Annotated in this window: 14 protein-coding genes and 4 pseudogenes; 5 read left to right on the plus strand and 13 right to left on the minus strand. The window is 63.8% G+C overall.

Annotated elements, in window-relative coordinates; genetic code table 11:
• The first annotated feature begins 421 nt into the window (after positions 1–421).
• The gene (locus SNOUR_RS01390; RefSeq protein ID WP_067343144.1) at positions 422–706 is read left to right on the plus strand and encodes a transposase; all 285 of its coding nucleotides are present in this window, start codon (positions 422–424) and stop codon (positions 704–706) included.
• Positions 707–814: 108 nt separating this feature from the next.
• Here the strand turns inward: SNOUR_RS01390 and SNOUR_RS47765 are convergent.
• From SNOUR_RS47765 to SNOUR_RS42200, 5 genes and pseudogenes are all read right to left on the minus strand, one after another.
• A pseudogene (locus tag SNOUR_RS47765) lies at positions 815–1,495 on the minus strand (transposase).
• A 243-nt stretch (positions 1,496–1,738) separates the two neighbouring features.
• On the minus strand, positions 1,739–2,107 hold the full coding sequence (locus SNOUR_RS45910) for a hypothetical protein (RefSeq protein ID WP_159425763.1): 369 nt from the start codon (positions 2,105–2,107) through the stop codon (positions 1,739–1,741).
• Positions 2,108–2,753: 646 nt separating this feature from the next.
• The gene (locus SNOUR_RS01400; protein ID WP_079142024.1) at positions 2,754–4,100 is read right to left on the minus strand and encodes an ISAs1 family transposase; all 1,347 of its coding nucleotides are present in this window, start codon (positions 4,098–4,100) and stop codon (positions 2,754–2,756) included.
• A 261-nt stretch (positions 4,101–4,361) separates the two neighbouring features.
• The gene (gad, locus tag SNOUR_RS01405) at positions 4,362–5,786 is read right to left on the minus strand and encodes a glutamate decarboxylase (protein WP_067343146.1); all 1,425 of its coding nucleotides are present in this window, start codon (positions 5,784–5,786) and stop codon (positions 4,362–4,364) included.
• A 41-nt stretch (positions 5,787–5,827) separates the two neighbouring features.
• Positions 5,828–6,019 (minus strand): annotated as a pseudogene (locus SNOUR_RS42200) (transposase family protein); the annotation flags it as partial.
• Positions 6,020–6,051: 32 nt separating this feature from the next.
• Between SNOUR_RS42200 and SNOUR_RS01410 the strand changes: the two are divergent.
• The 3 genes from SNOUR_RS01410 (at position 6,052) to SNOUR_RS47775 (ending at position 7,223) form a co-directional block, all read left to right on the plus strand.
• Positions 6,052–6,336, plus strand: coding sequence for a transposase (locus SNOUR_RS01410; RefSeq protein WP_067343144.1), 285 nt, complete (start codon positions 6,052–6,054; stop codon positions 6,334–6,336).
• A gap of 126 nt (positions 6,337–6,462) precedes the next feature.
• Entirely contained in the window at positions 6,463–6,648 is a 186-nt protein-coding gene (locus tag SNOUR_RS47770) for a helix-turn-helix domain-containing protein (RefSeq protein ID WP_312631597.1), read from the plus strand.
• A gap of 32 nt (positions 6,649–6,680) precedes the next feature.
• The gene (locus SNOUR_RS47775; RefSeq protein WP_312631599.1) at positions 6,681–7,223 is read left to right on the plus strand and encodes an IS3 family transposase; all 543 of its coding nucleotides are present in this window, start codon (positions 6,681–6,683) and stop codon (positions 7,221–7,223) included.
• A gap of 155 nt (positions 7,224–7,378) precedes the next feature.
• On the opposite strand, the gene SNOUR_RS01420 is transcribed toward SNOUR_RS47775, so the two are convergent.
• Both SNOUR_RS01420 and SNOUR_RS47780 read right to left on the minus strand, forming a co-directional pair.
• Positions 7,379–8,547 (minus strand): IS3 family transposase gene (locus tag SNOUR_RS01420; RefSeq protein WP_099055635.1). Its coding sequence is split into 2 segments (ribosomal slippage): positions 7,379–8,295 and positions 8,295–8,547, totalling 1,170 coding nucleotides; the frame shifts between segments, so codons are not numbered across the junction.
• Between the two features lie 65 nt (positions 8,548–8,612).
• The gene (locus tag SNOUR_RS47780; protein ID WP_079142026.1) at positions 8,613–8,792 is read right to left on the minus strand and encodes an IS3 family transposase; all 180 of its coding nucleotides are present in this window, start codon (positions 8,790–8,792) and stop codon (positions 8,613–8,615) included.
• Positions 8,793–9,064: 272 nt separating this feature from the next.
• Between SNOUR_RS47780 and SNOUR_RS47785 the strand changes: the two are divergent.
• Positions 9,065–9,733: pseudogene (locus SNOUR_RS47785) on the plus strand (transposase).
• Positions 9,734–9,949: 216 nt separating this feature from the next.
• Here the strand turns inward: SNOUR_RS47785 and SNOUR_RS45920 are convergent.
• The 6 genes and pseudogenes from SNOUR_RS45920 to SNOUR_RS01455 form a co-directional block, all read right to left on the minus strand.
• Positions 9,950–11,233: a DUF3472 domain-containing protein gene (locus SNOUR_RS45920; protein WP_159425766.1), complete on the minus strand. Its 1,284-nt coding sequence runs from the start codon at positions 11,231–11,233 to the stop codon at positions 9,950–9,952.
• A gap of 171 nt (positions 11,234–11,404) precedes the next feature.
• Positions 11,405–12,088: a transposase family protein gene (locus SNOUR_RS01435; RefSeq protein WP_159425767.1), complete on the minus strand. Its 684-nt coding sequence runs from the start codon at positions 12,086–12,088 to the stop codon at positions 11,405–11,407.
• Positions 12,089–12,347: 259 nt separating this feature from the next.
• A protein-coding gene (locus SNOUR_RS01440; protein WP_376738490.1) for an IS3 family transposase occupies positions 12,348–13,549 on the minus strand; the annotation gives its coding sequence in 2 pieces (ribosomal slippage) (positions 12,348–13,264 and positions 13,264–13,549; 1,203 coding nt in all).
• A 177-nt stretch (positions 13,550–13,726) separates the two neighbouring features.
• A complete protein-coding gene (locus SNOUR_RS42215; protein WP_079142032.1) occupies positions 13,727–14,473 on the minus strand; it encodes a bestrophin-like domain in 747 nt (248 codons plus the stop codon).
• A gap of 277 nt (positions 14,474–14,750) precedes the next feature.
• Positions 14,751–14,963 (minus strand): annotated as a pseudogene (locus tag SNOUR_RS49100) (transposase); the annotation flags it as partial.
• 7 nt (positions 14,964–14,970) lie between these two features.
• On the minus strand, positions 14,971–16,236 hold the full coding sequence (locus SNOUR_RS01455; RefSeq protein WP_067343125.1) for an ISL3 family transposase: 1,266 nt from the start codon (positions 16,234–16,236) through the stop codon (positions 14,971–14,973).
• Positions 16,237–16,249 lie beyond the last annotated feature (13 nt).

A 16,249-nucleotide genomic window follows, 5' to 3' on the forward strand; every position in this document is an offset into this window, starting at 1 on the left:
CGGGTTGTCCTTGAAGGCTGGGATGGAGTGGGCGCCCCGGGCGGTGATCTGCTCGGCGTGGCTGGTCTGGGTGCGCATTGCGTCGGCGGTGACGACGTGGCCGTCGAGAGGGAGAGGACAGAACGCGACAACACGAATGCAGACATGGCAGACTGACGGCACATCGAAGCATCTCCGTTGTTTGCAGGCGAGTTGGTACAGTAGCTCACCCATATCAACGGAGCTTCGGCATTTCCGGTCACACTGCAGTTGACCAGCACATTCACGAGACCACAGCGACCTTGCAAGAGCCGTGCGCGTGCAGCACCACGCTTTTAAGAGCGTGTGACAATTCCTGTCGTGTGTCAACCCTTGTCAGCGGGGCGTCACGTTGCCTGTGCTTCCCCTCGTAGTGTGGAGATGTCTGCTATGGGGAAGTTTGATGTCAGAGATATGCAAGAGGTACGACGCGGAGTTCCGGGCCGGGGCCGTTCGGATTGTCCGTGAGACGGGGAAGCCCGTGGCACAGGTCGCGAGGGATCTGGGGATCAACGAGGGCACGCTGGCGACCTGGATCTCCCGGGAGAAGGAGGCCGCCCGGGCTGGCTTGGACCCCGATGAGCGGGCCGAGCTCGCGCGGCTGCGCCGGGAGATTCACGAGCTGCGGATGGAACGTGATGTCCTCAAGCGATCGGTGGTCCTGTGGGTGAAGGAGGCGACGAAGTGAGGGTTGCGGACTTCATCGCCGACCAGAGGGCCAGCCACCGGGTGCCGCACGCCGTCTCCTGCCGGGCCCTTGAGGTTTCGCAGTCCTGGAGGGTTATTCACGTAGGCCTCACCAGCCTCTTGTGTAGAAGGTGAGGGCGGTGACGGTCTTGACGATGTCGGGGAAGCGGGTGAGGGGGCCGCGGTAGCGGGTGGCGAGAATCTTCCAGTTCTTCAGGTGCGCGATGGCCCGTTCGACTGCGGCTCGGAGCGTGTTGACGGAGCGGTTGGCTCTCTTGTCTCCGGCGGATCGTTCCTGGCCGGGCGGCTTGCGCCTGGGGGTGAACAGTCAGGAGCCGGCGTAGCCCAGGTCGCCTATGCCCTCGCGTTCGGCGAAGGCCTCGGGGAAGTGGGACTGGCGCCAGGCGTGCATGTCGTGCCGGCTGCCGGGCACCGGCGCGGAGACCGCGAGCAGGTCGCCGGCGAGAGTGGCGGCGATCTGCAGGTTGAAGCCGGTGTCGCGGTGCTTGCCGGAGAACATCGTGGTGCCCTCGCTGGACCAGTCCCACGTCGTGACCAAGGTGCCATCCACGAGTACGATCCGGCCGGCAGAGGCCTCGGTGGGATCGGGAACGTGCGTGGCCAGGACCTTCTCCACCATCGGCAGCAGGGCCGTCCACCTCCTGGAGACGGTGGCCTGGGAGATCCCGAACAACTCGGCGGCCACCTCCTGGACTGGGTTCTGCCGCAGCAGGAACAGCACCAACACCACCGACTTGTACAGGCCCAGCGCCCACATCCGCCCCGGCATCACCGGTGGGTCCGGATCCTGCACGAGCTCTTGGTGAACTCGTGCGACCAGCCCGTCAAGTTGCTCGGTGTCCAGTCCTGTCGTAATGTTCCAGCTCAACGGCCCTGCCACGGTGGTTAACTGACGCTCTCTCAAACGTCACGCTACCGAGCAGGGCCGTCCTCGTGATCAAGAACGATGGTTGAAACCCCCGTGAATAGGCCTCCCGGCTTAGGTTAAGTATCAGGACGTGTGCATGCCCTTCTAGCTAGCGTTGTCGGCCTCTTCGACTCCCTTTTTGATATCAGCCTGAGATTTATCCACATCCGCCTCCTTTAGGCCGGTCAGTGCCTTATCGATTCCTATGCCGATCTTTTTCGCTAAATCTTCTTCGATCTTCTTCTGCTCGTCATTTAGCTTTTTGAAGATAACCTCTTTCATTTTCTTCACAAGGTCAACTACTCCACCAAGGCAGCCCTTCCCGTAGTATTTCACCACTTTCCAGACTGCCATTATCGCACCTTTAGTTGTAGGTTTGCCATTTTTGTCAGGATAAGTGCCATTCCAGTAACCTGCGATTTTTTCCTTTCTTGTTATCCCTCCGGCTGTTTTTTCATCAAGTTTTGTGTCCAAGATCCCAACCCCGCACGCCAGTACTGTTGCCCCTAACGCCAGTGTGCCGATTGTGGCCGGATCTACCAGGGTTAACGGCGACTCGAGGGACCGGGGTTCCGTTGCCGTGCGTACAGACTGACGGTCCACGCCCGCGGCTGCGCATGCGGCTTGCGTGGGTCCGGCAAGGACGGCTGCCACGACAAGCGTGGAGACTAATCGCTTCGCTAGGGGGTGATTCTTGTTTTCCATTATGAATGCCTCTCGCCAAGATTCTCGAGATGTGTAATTGGTCGTCAAATGTTTCCAGGTAGGTCAATTTCGACTTGCGCAATTCTAGGTCAAGTGTAGATGTTTTAGGTGGCCTGGGACGCGTGGTGGGTGGATGATGGCGTCGGCGCTTTGGCAAGCCCGGCCCATGAGTGGTCAAGAAGGGTACAGTTGCCTATGTGGGCTTCTGGGTGCGTAGTGGGCGCGGGTCTCTTAGGAGATTCGAGTCAGGCCTGGCATTGCGGGAGAACCGCAGCGGTGTACTGTCTCAGGCTGTGATGGCCTGCATGTTCATTCCGTGCTTCTTACTTTTCGTCGAACCGGGCGACTCGGCTATCCTGATACGGTAGGTGGGGATTACGATTCCGTCAACTATTAGCCTCAATACCAGTGAACCTCATTCATCCTGCCTCCAGAACCCCGGCGTTTGCCTCGGATGTCTGGTTGATCGTGTGATGCCGTAGAGGGCGAGGACGCGGTGGCGTTCGGTGTGGGCTCGGCGTCCGGCGGCGGTGTTGACGTCCCCGGCGAGTTTGAGTGCACTGCGGATCAGGTCGCGGACGGCGGCGAGCACGGCCGGCGTATTGCGAGTCCTGATCTGGGACTTGTCCTCACCGAAGACGACATCACGTACCCAGTGGACGGTGTTCTCCACGGTCCAGTGCCCGCGAACCCAGGCGGCGATCTCGGCCGCGTCAGCCTGCTCAGCGGGCAGGTCGGTGATGGCGTAGACGGTCTCGCTGGACCACTTCTTCGCCCCGTAGAGGCGGCGTCTGCGCTGGATGCGCAGGGCTTGACGGGCGTTGGGGAAGAGCAGGCCGTCGACGGTGACGACCTGTACGTGGCGCTGCTCGTGGCGACCGTGGCCGCGGGTGTCGTCACGGTGGATCACGGGGACCTCTTTCCAGGGCAGCCGGTGGAGTTGGCGGGCCTGACCTCGCTGGTTGTTCTTGATCGTGAGGAGGTAGTGGGCGCCACGTTCGTGCAGGTAGGTGGCGTGGGCGTGCTGGGCGTGGAGAGCATCGGCGGTGATGACCGCGCCGGCGAGGTCCACGTCTGCGATCTGGTCGAGCAGGGGTGCGAACTCGGTGATTTCGTCCGTCTTCGCGCCGATCTCGCGGGAGGCGAGGGTGATGCCGTCGCCGTGGCGGACCGCGGAGAGCACGAAGACCCGGCTGCCGTCAGGGCGTCGTGCGGCGCGCAGGCAGTTGCCGTCCACCGCGATCGCCCTGCGCCTTTGGCGCACCGGATCGGTCTGGGCGGCAGCCTGGTGAGCCCGGCGCTGTTCGCGTTCCTGGCCGCCGTCGGGCATCAGCGGCGCGGGATGCGCGCGCTCGTCGGAGAGCAGGGACGTCAGGTAGGCGAACCCGGCCGCGCTGAGCTCGGCAGGATCAAGGCGCCCCAGCAGGCTGCGCAGGGTCTTCTCGCTCGGCACCCGGTAGCGGCCCAGGAGCGGGTGGTAGGGCAGGCCGAAGGCGGCCAGTTCCTCGGGTGCCGCACGCCGGCACCACTCCGCTGCCGCAGTGATCGAGTCGTGGCCCGCGGGCGTCATCGCGCAGACCGCCAGGGCCAGCAGGGAGGAGAGCCGGTAACGCACCCCGCTGGCTCCGCGCGGATCGGTGAGCGACTCGAACTCCGCGACCAGGCTGCGGACTTGATCCCGGGCAGCACCCTCACGCAGATCTTGCAGACGGGGTGCGGGGCAGACAGGAGCAGGGATGGGGGATGATGGTGGGACGAACACGGCACCTTCGTGGATCTTGAAGCGTAGAGAACTCCATGATCCACAGGGGCCGTGTTCGCCTGCTTCCGGGGCCCGCCACCGACATCAACCGACCCAAGGTCGGACGAGCCGGGCAAACGCCGGGGCCCTGTGTCCACACCACCGGGGTCGCCTCGCCGGCGCTTCCTCCGCCGCCGCCAACGCCTCCCCCACACCGCCCGCGGCTACTTCCACGGACCCCACGTCCACTACACCATCACCGAGAACCAATAGCGTTTCGGATCAATATGCGGCAGCCTCGAGTGTGGTTTCGGCGCCGTGGGCGAATGCGCCGGCGTCGGTGGCGTCGCGGTGCGGGTGCTGTTGGGCGTGCAGGCGTGGCAGGGCGCGGTGTAAGTCTTCGAGGAGTAGGTCGCCGAGGTCGTGGCCGCAGTCGTTGCGGACGACGACGCGGAGGGCCGCGAGGTCGGTGCGGTTGGCGGGGAAGGTGTAGGCGGGGACCTGCCAGCCGCGTTCGCGGAGCGCGGCGGAGACGTCGAAGACGGTGAAGTTGGTGACGTCGTCGCTGGTCCGGAAGGCGAAGACGGGGAGTTGGCTGCCGTCGGTGAGCAGCGTGAACGGTCCCATCCCGGCGATCTCGGCGGCGATCCGGGTGGCGACGTCCCGGCTGGTCTGCTGGACGGCGCGGTAGCCCTCGAAGCCCAGGCGCAGGAAGTTGTAGTACTGGGCGATGACTTGGGCGCCGGGCCGGGAGAAGTTCAGCGCGAAGGTCGGCATGTCGCCGCCGAGGTAGTTGACGTGGAAGACCAGGTCCTCGGGGAGCGCGTCGGCGTCCCGCCACAGGGCCCAGCCGACACCGGGCATCACCAGGCCGTACTTGTGGCCCGAGGTGTTGATGGAGGCGACCCGCGGGAGCCGGAAGTCCCAGACGAGTTCGGGGTCGAGGAAGGGCGCGATCATCGCGCCGGAGGCGCCGTCGACGTGCAGCGGGACGTCGATGCCGGTGCGCTCCTGGAGGTCGTCGAGGGCCGCGGAGATCTCGGCGACCGGTTCGTAGGCGCCGTCGAAGGTGGAGCCGAGGACGGCGACGACCCCGATGGTGTTCTCGTCGCAGAGCTCGACGGCCCGCTCCGGGGAGAGGATGAACCGGTCGCCCTCCATGGGCACGTAGCGCGGCTCGACCTCGAAGTAGTTGGCGAACTTCTCCCAGCAGATCTGGACGTTGATGCCCATCACCATGTTGGGGCGCTCGGTGGACCTGCCCTCGGCGCGCCGGCGCTGCTGCCAGCGGCGCTTGAGCGCCAGCCCGGCGAGCATCGCCGCCTCGCTGGACCCGGTCGTCGAACAGCCCACCGCGGCATGGGAGTCGGGGGCGTGCCACAGGTCGGCGAGCATGTGCACGCAGCGCGCCTCGATCTCGGCGGTCTGCGGGTACTCGTCCTTGTCGATCATGTTCTTCTCGGCGCACTCGGCCATCAGCCGCTGGGCCTGCGGCTCGGCCCAGGTGCTCACGAAGGTGGCGAGGTTGAGCCGGGCGTTGCCGTCCAGCATGAGTTCGTCGTGGACGATCTGGTAGGCGGTGTCGGGGTCCATGCCGTCGGCCGGCAGCTCGTACCGGGGGACGTGGACCGGCTGCCGGCTGAAGACCGGGTTAACAGCGAGATGGCGCTTGGCATTGCGGTGCTGGTGTGGACGTTTGAGTGCCATAGTGAATCCTTCCGGGGCTCAAGGTGGTCAGTGAGGGTTTTTCATCCTGCATTTGCGCAGGTCAGCAGTGTGTGGACGACTGTGACGATGCGTGTGATGCGGTTGGTTGAACAGTGTGCCCGGCGCAGGATGTGCCAGGTTTTGAGTTGGGCGAAGGCACGTTCGCCGGGTGCTCGGAGGCGGGCGTGGTCGCGGTTGAACTGTTGGTAGTGGTCGGGTTGCGCTTCCCCTCGTAGTGTGGAGATGTCCGCTATGGGGAAGTTTGATGTCAGAGATATGCAAGAGGTACGACGCGGAGTTCCGGGCCGGGGCCGTTCGGATTGTCCGTGAGACGGGGAAGCCGGTGGCGCAGGTCGCGAGGGATCTGGGGATCAACGAGGGCACGTTGGCGACGTGGATTTCGCGGGAGAAGGAGGCCGCCCGGGCTGGCTTGGACCCCGATGAGCGGGCCGAGCTCGCGCGGCTGCGCCGGGAGATTCACGAGCTGCGGATGGAGCGTGATGTCCTCAAGCGATCGGTGGTCCTGTGGGTGAAGGAGGCGACGAAGTGAGGGGTGCGGAGTTCATCGCCGACCAGAGGGCCAGCCACCGGGTGCCGCACGCCGTCTCCTGCCGGGCCCTTGAGGTTTCGCAGTCCTGGTTCTACAAGTGGCTGGGACGCACACTATCCGCATGCGATGAGCGTCGCGCAGACCTCGCCCTGGCGATCCGTGAGGTCTTTCGATGCCTCCGGCGGCACTTACGGCTCCCCGCGAGTCCACGTTGAGCTGCGCGAGCGTGGCTGGCGGGTGTCGAAGAACACGGTCGCGACGTTGATGGCCGAGCTCGGCCTGGCCGCGTCCCAAAGCGCCGGCGGTCGCTGACCCGGCAGGGCAAACGACCGGTCGCGCCGGACTTGGTCCAGCGGAAGTTCACCGCGCCGGCACCGGATGTCGCCTGGTGCGGCGACATGACCGAGATCGTCACCGACGAGGGCAAGCTCTACCTGGCCACCGTCATCGACCTGCACTCCCGCCGCCTGCTCGGCTACGCGACGGACGCCCACCACGACACCGAACTCGTGGTCGCCGCCTTGAACATGGCCGCCGCGACCCGCGGCGGTGATGTGGCCGGCATCGTGTTCCACACCGACCGCGGCAGCGAATACACGTCCAAGACCTTCGGGGACGCCTGTGGTCGCCTGGGCGTGGTGCAGTCCATGGGGCGCGTCGGATCCGCCCTGGACAACGCGGTCGCCGAGGCAACGAACTCGACGCTGAAGGTCGAGTACATCCACCGGCACCCTTTCCGCACCCGGGCCGAGGCCCGCATCAAGATCGCGACCTGGATCACCGACTGGTACAACCCGCACCGCAGGCACTCTGCCTGCGACTGGCTGTCACCCATCGACTACGAAAACCGACACCACGCCAGGGAACAGCAGCCCCAAGCTGCTTAACGAAACCCTCCACACACAGAGGGGATGGACAAACACCCCAACAACGGAACGGACTTGACCAAGCAAACAGTGGCAGACTGACGGCACATCGGGGCTCCAGTTCAGGACGACTGAGGGGCCCTGCGCTTCTCGGATAGCGGTATTGAAGGTTTTCCTTATGTCACTGCCTGCAACTCCTCGTACTCGGCGTGGACTTCTGCGGGGGTCTTGTAGCCGAGTCCGGAGTGGAGGCGTTTTCGATTGTAGAACATCTCGATGTAGCGAACGATCGCCCGGTGGGCATGTGCGAGTGTTGGGAACGTAGTTCGGTGCACGAGTTCGTTTTTGAGGGCGCCGAAGAAGGATTCAGCCATCGCATTGTCCCAACAGACACCGGTGCGGCCGACCGAAGCTCGCAGGCCCAACGAGCCGAGCTTACGACGAAGTTCCCGAGACGTGTATTGACTGCCGCGATCGGAATGAAATATGCAGCCTTCGGCGAGGCCGATGTTCCGGGCCGCCATATCGAGTGCATCCGATATGAGAGAGGTCTTCATGTGGTCGGCCATCGCCCAGCCGACCACAGCTTTGGTGTGGCAGTCGATGACGGTTGCGAGATAAAGGAACCCCGCCCAGGTGTGAACGTAGGTGATATCGCTGACCAGTTTGCGCCCGGGAGCGTCAGCGGTGAAGTCACGGGCCAGAAGGTCTGGCGTGGCCGGCGCCGCATCATCGGCGACCGTGGTCGCCCGCCAGGGCCGCGGCTGGCACGGCACCAGACCGAGCTCGCGCATCAGCGCGCGGACCAGTTCCGCTCCGGCCTGCACGTTCATTCGCCGGAGCGCGGCGTGGACACGCCGGTAGCCGTAGGTCTCTTGCGAGTCAGAGAAGACCTGGAGGATGACGGTCTTCAGTTCTGCACGGCGCTTCGCCGTGGCCGACAATGGCCTCGATCTCCAATGGTAAAAGCCCGACGTGGACACTCCCGCCCAGGCGCACATCTGCTGCACGGGAAAGTTGTCAGACTCGCCGTCGATGAACTCGTACTTCTCCGTCACCGGTATTCCTGGGCGAAGAAGGCCGCAGCTTTTCCCAGGAACTCGGTCTTCATACGGAGTTCCCGGTTCTCACGTTCCAATTCGCGAAGGCGGGCACGTTCGCTGATGTTCAACGGGGGCTCCTCACCGGCGTGCTCTTGCCGGTACCGGCTGACCCAGGTGCCCAGCGTTCCCTCGTTCACCTGTATCTCTCGGGCGACCTCAGCGATCGGGCGGGACTCCACAACCACCATCTTGACCGCCTCGTCCCGAAATTCGGGACTGAACTTCCTACGCTTCTGTGCCACGTGCTCTCTCCGTCGTTCTGGACTTCGATCCTATGGGGACCGCTGTCCGAGAACTTCGGGGCTCCTCAGTGCCCGAAGCCCCGCAGCTCGGCGTGGACGCGGCGAACTCCGTACGTGCCCTTGTGGTCAGTGTGGATCTCGCGGATCTCCGCGACCAAGGCCCGTCGGTAGCCTGCCGCTCTTCGCGGGCCTTCGCCCCAGCGAGCCACCGGTAGTAGCCCGACGGGACCCCAAGGACCCGGCATATCCGCTGCACGCCGAAGCCGGCGCGGTGGGCGGAGATGAAGTTCCAGCGGCCGGGAGGCCTATTCACGGGGGTTTCAACCATCGTTCTTGATCACGAGGACGGCCCTGCTCGGTAGCGTGACGTTTGAGAGAGCGTCAGTTAACTACCGTGGCAGGGCCGTTGAGCTGGAACATTACGACAGGACTGGACACCGAGCAACTTGACGGGCTGGTCGCACGAGTTCACCAAGAGCTCGTGCAGGATCCGGATCCGCCGGTGATGCCGGGGCGGATGTGGGCGCTGGGCCTGTACAAGTCGGTGGTGTTGGTGCTGTTCCTGCTGCGGCAGAACCCGGTGCAGGAGGTGGCCGCCGAGTTGTTCGGGATCTCCCAGGCCACCGTCTCCAGGAGGTGGACGGCCCTGCTGCCGATGGTGGAGAAGGTCCTGGCCACGCACGTTCCCGATCCCACCGAGGCCTCTGCCGGCCGGATCGTACTCGTGGATGGCACCTTGGTCACGACGTGGGACTGGTCCAGCGAGGGCACCACGATGTTCTCCGGCAAGCACCGCGACACCGGCTTCAACCTGCAGATCGCCGCCACTCTCGCCGGCGACCTGCTCGCGGTCTCCGCGCCGGTGCCCGGCAGCCGGCACGACATGCACGCCTGGCGCCAGTCCCACTTCCCCGAGGCCTTCGCCGAACGCGAGGGCATAGGCGACCTGGGCTACGCCGGCTCCTGACTGTTCACCCCCAGGCGCAAGCCGCCCGGCCAGGAACGATCCGCCGGAGACAAGAGAGCCAACCGCTCCGTCAACACGCTCCGAGCCGCAGTCGAACGGGCCATCGCGCACCTGAAGAACTGGAAGATTCTCGCCACCCGCTACCGCGGCCCCCTCACCCGCTTCCCCGACATCGTCAAGACCGTCACCGCCCTCACCTTCTACACAAGAGGCTGGTGAGGCCTACGTGAATAACCCTCCGGTCATGCCCTCATCTCCTTCGCGAAATATTGGGCCGCCCGGCGCAGGATCTCCCGCTCGAGTTCCCACTCCTTATCGGCCTTGCGCAGCCGGCCGTTCTCCGCCCGCAGCCTCGCCAGTTCCTCATCCCTCCAACGACCCAGAACCCGAACCGCTTCGGATCAATATGAATCAGTCCTGGATTTCCCCTCCTGCTTACTCGTCCGTACTCTGACTTGGGCCAAGGGATACTCTTTGATCCGCACCGTTTGCCTCGCCGTGGTAATTCACCTTCCCCTTGCACACTCCGTAGTCCCCAACGTCAGAAATTTTCGCAGTACTGTCTACCGCTTCGGGTGCCCCGAAAGTGACGTCTACGTGTGGAATTTGCTCACACCTTTCCAATTCTCCGCCGAATTGCTCCACGAATCCGCCTATATGGCTGGTGAGTTCGCCCCAGGTCACGGGAACGCTCCAGGCGCCTATCTGTAGGGGTATAGATGTAGGTTCATCTCCATCTTGGACAAAACCCCGCCAGGTTGCCATCATATCACCATCGGCGATAGGGTCCTGTTTCACGGTAAGGTTATAAGGGTGGCCGTATACTAGGTCCACACCCCTCAGCCCGCAGCTCACCCCCGGATCGTTATCAGCCCCGGAATGGCAGTTTTGGTTATCCGCGATCTTGGCTTCTGCTCCCCAGATGGAAAACACTCCTCGCTGCTTGCCGTCCGCTGTTGGTTGTAGTCCGACATACCCGCCATGTTTATCGCCAATGGCGAATTGCCGGGCAAAGAACCATCCATCTACAACTGGTGATGAGTGAATTGTGATTGGGAAGGTCATAGACGACCATGAAGTGCGCGTAGGGCTTCCCGTGCCAGACATGTCATGGTTAACACCAATTACACCACCAGCAGCTCCTCGTAACACAATCGTGCCTTGTGCGGTCGGCATGGGGTTAGATGGATCAAGGTTGGCGGCGGAGGCTTCCACCTGCATGGGCACATCGCTCAGGACCTGGTCCCACGTAGTGTCAATCTGCACATCGAGCGACGCGTCTGTGTTTGCGGCTAAGGTATCGATCCCGCACTCGAAATGGGATGTCCCGTCTCCATTGCAGTGCCATCCGGAGCCCGGAGGCGTCAGCACGGCAGAGATTTTAGTGTTGCTCTGCAGGCTGCTACGGCCGATCGGTAGCGTAAGTTTACCGGAGATTTTGACGGTGGTGGCGTCTTTCGTGCCGATGCTATGAATCTGAAGTTTGTAGGTAACAGGCTTACCGCTATCCGCCACCTTTTCTTCCGGCGTAAGGGTAAGTTGCAGGTTGGCCGTGTCTAGAAAAGGATTAATACCATGCATGGTTGGCGCTTCTATGGTATGGTCCGCAGTCTCATTGCTGCGGAACGAACCAGGGGTTGATGTGGGAAGACTGATGAAGCCGGACACGGTTAACTGCGCCACTGCCAGAGCGCCCCCCACGGTAGATAGATGCTGCATGAGGTTCTTCCTCTCATTTTTGCATTGAGCCTTTTCCAGCCTCAGGTTGGGGTGTTGAGGGTCAGGGTGAGGATGGCATGGATGGAGGTCTATTCACGGTGTTTCACCAGCCTTTCTTGTAGAAAGCGAGGGCGGTGACGGTCTTGGAGGGTTATTCACATTCACGGGCTTTCACCAGCCCTTCTTGTAGAAGGTGAGGGCGGTGACGGTGCGGACGATGTTGGGGAAGCGGGTGAGGGGGCCGCGGTAGCGGGTGGCGAGGATCTTCCAGTCCTTCAGGTGTGCAATCGCGCGTTCGACTGCAGCGCGGAGGGTGTTGATGGACTGGTTGGCCACCTTGTCTCCCACGGAGCGTTCGCGGCCGGGTGGCTTGCGTTGGCCTGTGAGCAGGCTGGTCCCGACGTGGCCGAGGTCGCCGATGTTCTCACGGGCGGCGAACGCCTCGGGGAAAGTTGACTGTCGCCAGGCATGGGTATCGTGCCGGCTTCCGGGCACGGGCTCGGACACTGCGAGCAGGTCCCCGGCAAGTGTGGCGGCGATCTGCAGGTTGAAGCCGGTGTCGCGGTGCTTGCCGGAGAACATCGAGGTGCCCTCCCTCGCCCAGTCCCAGGTAGGGATCAGGGTGCCGTCGATGAGTACGATCCGCCCCTGCGAGACCTCGGTCGGGTCGGGAACATAACTGTTCAGGACCTTCTCCACCACGGGGAGCAGGCCCGTCCAGCGCCGTGAGACAGTGGCTTGGGAGATCCCAAACAGCTCGGCTGCCGCCTCCTGGACGGGGTTCTGGCGCAGCAGGAACAACACGAGGACCACCGACTTGTACAGGCCCAACGCCCACATCCGTGACGGCCTCACAGCGGGGCTCGGATCCTCTACGAGTACCTGGTGAACCTCCGCCACCAGTCCATCAAGTTGATCCGCGTCCAGTCCTGTCGTAACGTTCCAGCCCAACGGCCCTGCCCCGGTAGAAAACTGACGTTGTCGCAGACATCAGCCTACCGAGCAGGGCCGCCTTCGTGATCAAGAAAACCGGGCCAGTGAATAACCCTCACGGCCGCATCGTCCAGTCAGCATTCGGGTTGGTTGGGCCTTGACCCTGAATCCTGGACACGGGTTATGCGGCTGGTGTCGGCGTAGTTGATGTTGTTTCGGAGGCTGTCTCGTAGGCGATCGGGCTGCGTTGTCCGAGGCGGGAGTGACGGCGTCGGGTGTTGTAGCGGTTGAGCCAGCGGAACGCGTCGAGGCGAGCCTCGCGTTCACTGGACCAGGTCCTGCGGCCCTGGAGTGTTTCGCGTTTGAACGTTGCGTTGAAGGACTCGGCGAGCGCGTTGTCCGCGCTGGAGCCGATGGCGCTCATGGACTGGCGGACGCCGGCTTGGCGGCAGGCGTCGGCGAAGGCTCGGCTGGTGTACTGGGCGCCGTGGTCGGTGTGCATGACCGCTCCGGCGAGGCTGCCGCGGGTATGTTCGGCGGCGGCCAGGGCGTCGGTGACGAGGTCGGTGCGCATGCGGTCCGCGATCGCCCAGCCGACCAGGCGGCGTGAGGCGAGGTCGATGACAGTGGCCAAATACAGGAACTTCCCGCCGTCCAGCGGGAGATAGGTAATGTCGCCGACGTACTTCGTGTTCGGCTCGCTTGCCGTGAAGTCGCGGCCGATGAGGTCCGGGGCCTTCGCCGCGGCCGGGTCCGCGACAGTGGTGCGATGCCTGCGACGCAGCCGCACGCCTGCCAGGCCGATGCTGCGCATCACCCGCGCGATCCGCTTGTGGTTGACGCGCTCACCCGCCTCGCGGAGCTCGGCGGTGATCCTGGGGACGCCATAGGTGCCGTCCGACTCACGGTGCACGGCCCGTATCCGGACGGCGAGGCGAGCGTCGGCCGCCGCCCGGGCGGCCCGATCCGCGGCCGTCCGACGCCAGTAGTAGAAACTGGAACGGGCGATGCCGAGGATGGTGCACAGCCGCTTCACGCCGTAGCGGCGCTGGTGGTCGGCAACGAACTGGAAGCGGTTCACCAGCGCGTCTCCCCGGCGAAATACTTCGCCGCCTTGCGCAGGATCTCGCGTTCCTCCTCCAACTCGCGGACCTTCTTCCGCAGAGCGGCGTTCTCCGCCTCCAACGGCGTCGGCGGCTCGGTCGGCACCTCCGCCCGCCGCCCCCGCGGCCGGCTCGCGCCAGCTGCCCGGACCCAGTTCCGCAAGGTCTCGGGATTGATCCCCAGATCGGCAGCGACCTGCCGGATCGTCGCCCCGGGCCGCGACTGGTACAACGCGACCGCGTCCACCTTGAACTGCGGCGGATAGTTCTTCATGACCACGAGATGCCCGTTCTCAGATCCTCAGGATCCAGTGTCTCGCGTGTCCAGGATCAAGGGTCAAGGCCCTCCTCACCCTGACCCTCAACACCACAACCTGAGGTTGGAAAAGGCTCACGGGCTGTGTGTCTGGAGTCTTGCTGTTTCGGACTGTTTGGTTGTGGGCTCGTGGCGGATGTTTTATTGCCAGCTTGTGAGCATGGTCTTGAATGGTTCAGGGCTTATGGAGATCATTCCGTGGAAGGGTTTGGAGGCATCCCAGACCAGCACTAGCATTCCCACGATCATTATCGTCGGGATCAGGGTGATGATCAGGTGTGGCCATGTTCGGGTGAGCCCGAAAAAGTAGATGTAGCCGATGGTCAGCACTGCGCCGATGACCATAAACCACCAGAAGGCCGGCTTGATGCCCTCTTTGGCCCGTTCGATCCGCTCTCGGCGGGCCTGCAGCCAATCATGCTGTCGGTCTAACAAGTGTGTATATATTGTTTGCTGTTGGGGATTGTTTCCTGGGTCAATACGCAATATCGCTGCTCGCAATTTAGCGGCGTGCTCCTCGGTTTTGGGTTCGACGCCGTGGTCTAGGTTCGGCCATTCGTGAGTGATGACCGAATCGACATAGGCCCGCTCCTCGGTGATGACCTTGGCACCTGGACCTGCGGGCAGAGCGGCAGCCAGGTCATGGATTTGACGCAGCGCCACCATCTCTGAGTAGACAGTTTGCTGCGCTGCTCCGGTGTTCTCCCAGACGACGATCACCATAAATGCGAGAACCATCGCGTAGAGCACGCCCACCACCGCGTAGACGAAACCGAGAACGTCGTTATGTGGTGCCCGCCGAATGGGCGGACACATTTTTTGCACAAGCAGTAACGTTGCCCACACCAAGGCGCAGGCCGCTAGCACTATCAGCACGGCTGTCAGCATGTTGGGCCTCCGCTCATAGCGGTGGAACGTCCTTTTGTTATTGAGCTGGAACTGTTGAAAATTATTGAGTCGGAACTGTTCAGTTGCTCTTCTCGTTGATGGGGCATGGTTGAGTCTGGGGATCTGTGGCGGGTGGCTCCTTCGGGGTCCTGTCAGGGCGACTCTGCTGCGCAATTGGTGAGGTCTATGTGGTGAGTTGGTAGGCGAGGCGTTCGAGGCGGCTGGTGCGTTGGCGGCCGAGGGGGTGGTCGGTCCAGTAGGCGTCCAGCCGCACCACGTTGATTGCGGTGGCGGAGAAGGCGTGCTGGAGGCGGACTTTCGGCAGGCCGCGGTAGCGGGCCCTACGCAGGCCGGTGACGTCCAGGGTCTGGTTGATCGTGCCCTCGATGCCCGCCCTCAGCGCGTATGTGTCCTTCCAGGTCTTGGTCTTCTGTTCGGTGCGGGCTCGGGTGAGGGTGTCGTGGGCTTCTTTCGGGCTCTCCTGTCGTATGTGTGGGTCATTCTGTGGCGAGTTGGCGGCCTGGGAGTTGTGGTCGTGGTCCGCCCAGGGTGAGCATGACGAGGGCGATGATGGCGTTGGCGGTGTGGAAGCCGAAGCCGCGTCGGATGATCAGGCGAGTCTTGGTATTGGTGGACTCGATCAGTCCGTTGCTCATGCCGGTGGTCAGCGCGGCGCGGATGGCGTCGTAGTGGCGCATGATCTTGCGTTGGAGGTCGACGAAGGTGGGGATGCGGCAGCGTCGGGCCCAGGCGATCCAGCGGTCCAGGGCTTTGAGGGCGGCGGTGGGGCGGGACTTGGCCAGGGTGAACACGGTCCGGAGGGCTTCTTTCAGGCGCCAGGCGCGGTGGAGTTGGGGGTCGGTGGCGGCGATCCAGGCGAGTTTCGCGGCCTGCCGGTCGGTGAGGTCATCGGAGTTCTTCCACAACGCGAAGCGGGAGTCCTTCAGTGCGCGGGCCGTCTCCCGGTCGCCGAGGCTGTGGCGGGCCCGGTTCCAGGCCGTCCGGCGCTCGGCGTCCAGGGCGGTGGTGGCCCAGGCGACCACGTGGAAGGGGTCCATCACGCGCCTGGCGTGTGGGGCGCGTTCGGCCAGCACGCCGGCGATCCAGCCGGCGCCATCGGCGCTGATATCGATCAGGCGTCCGGTCCTGCCGGGGCCAAGGCCGTCGAAGAAGCGGTGCAGGACGTGTTTGCCGTGGCCGTCGGCCATCCACACCACCCGGCCAGTGTCGTGGCAGACCACGACTGTCATGTACTTCTGCCCCCGGCGGTGGGAGATCTCGTCGATACCGATCCGCCGTAGTCCTGCCAGTCGGTCCACATCGCGGTCCCGGTCGGCGACGAACCGGGCCACGATCGCCCCGGCCGTCCGCCAGGAGATCCGCATCAGTGCGGCTGTTGCCGTCTTCGAGCACTCGGCGGCCATCCAGGCAGCCTGCTGATCGAAGGCCAGGGTGTGGCCGGCACCGTGTCTGGCCCACGGCACCCAGGCCACGACGGAACCGTGGATGTGGCATCCCACCCGCGGTGCATCAGCCTCCAGGAACACCCGCACCGCACCATGATCCAGATCCCGCCACCGCCGACGCCCCCGGCCGGCGTCATACCGGGCAGCCGGTCTGCGGCAGATCCCACACCGCTGCCGACTCCGCGCATCGGGTCGTACCGACACGATCACACACTGTTCGCTCTCGTCGAAGCGGATCCCCTCGACCACGGTGTTTTCGACCGTCAGAGTTCTCTTCCATATGCTGAAGACAGACACGCCGTTTCTCTGC

The organism is Streptomyces noursei ATCC 11455 (genome assembly GCF_001704275.1).
GTDB lineage: Bacteria > Actinomycetota > Actinomycetes > Streptomycetales > Streptomycetaceae > Streptomyces > Streptomyces noursei.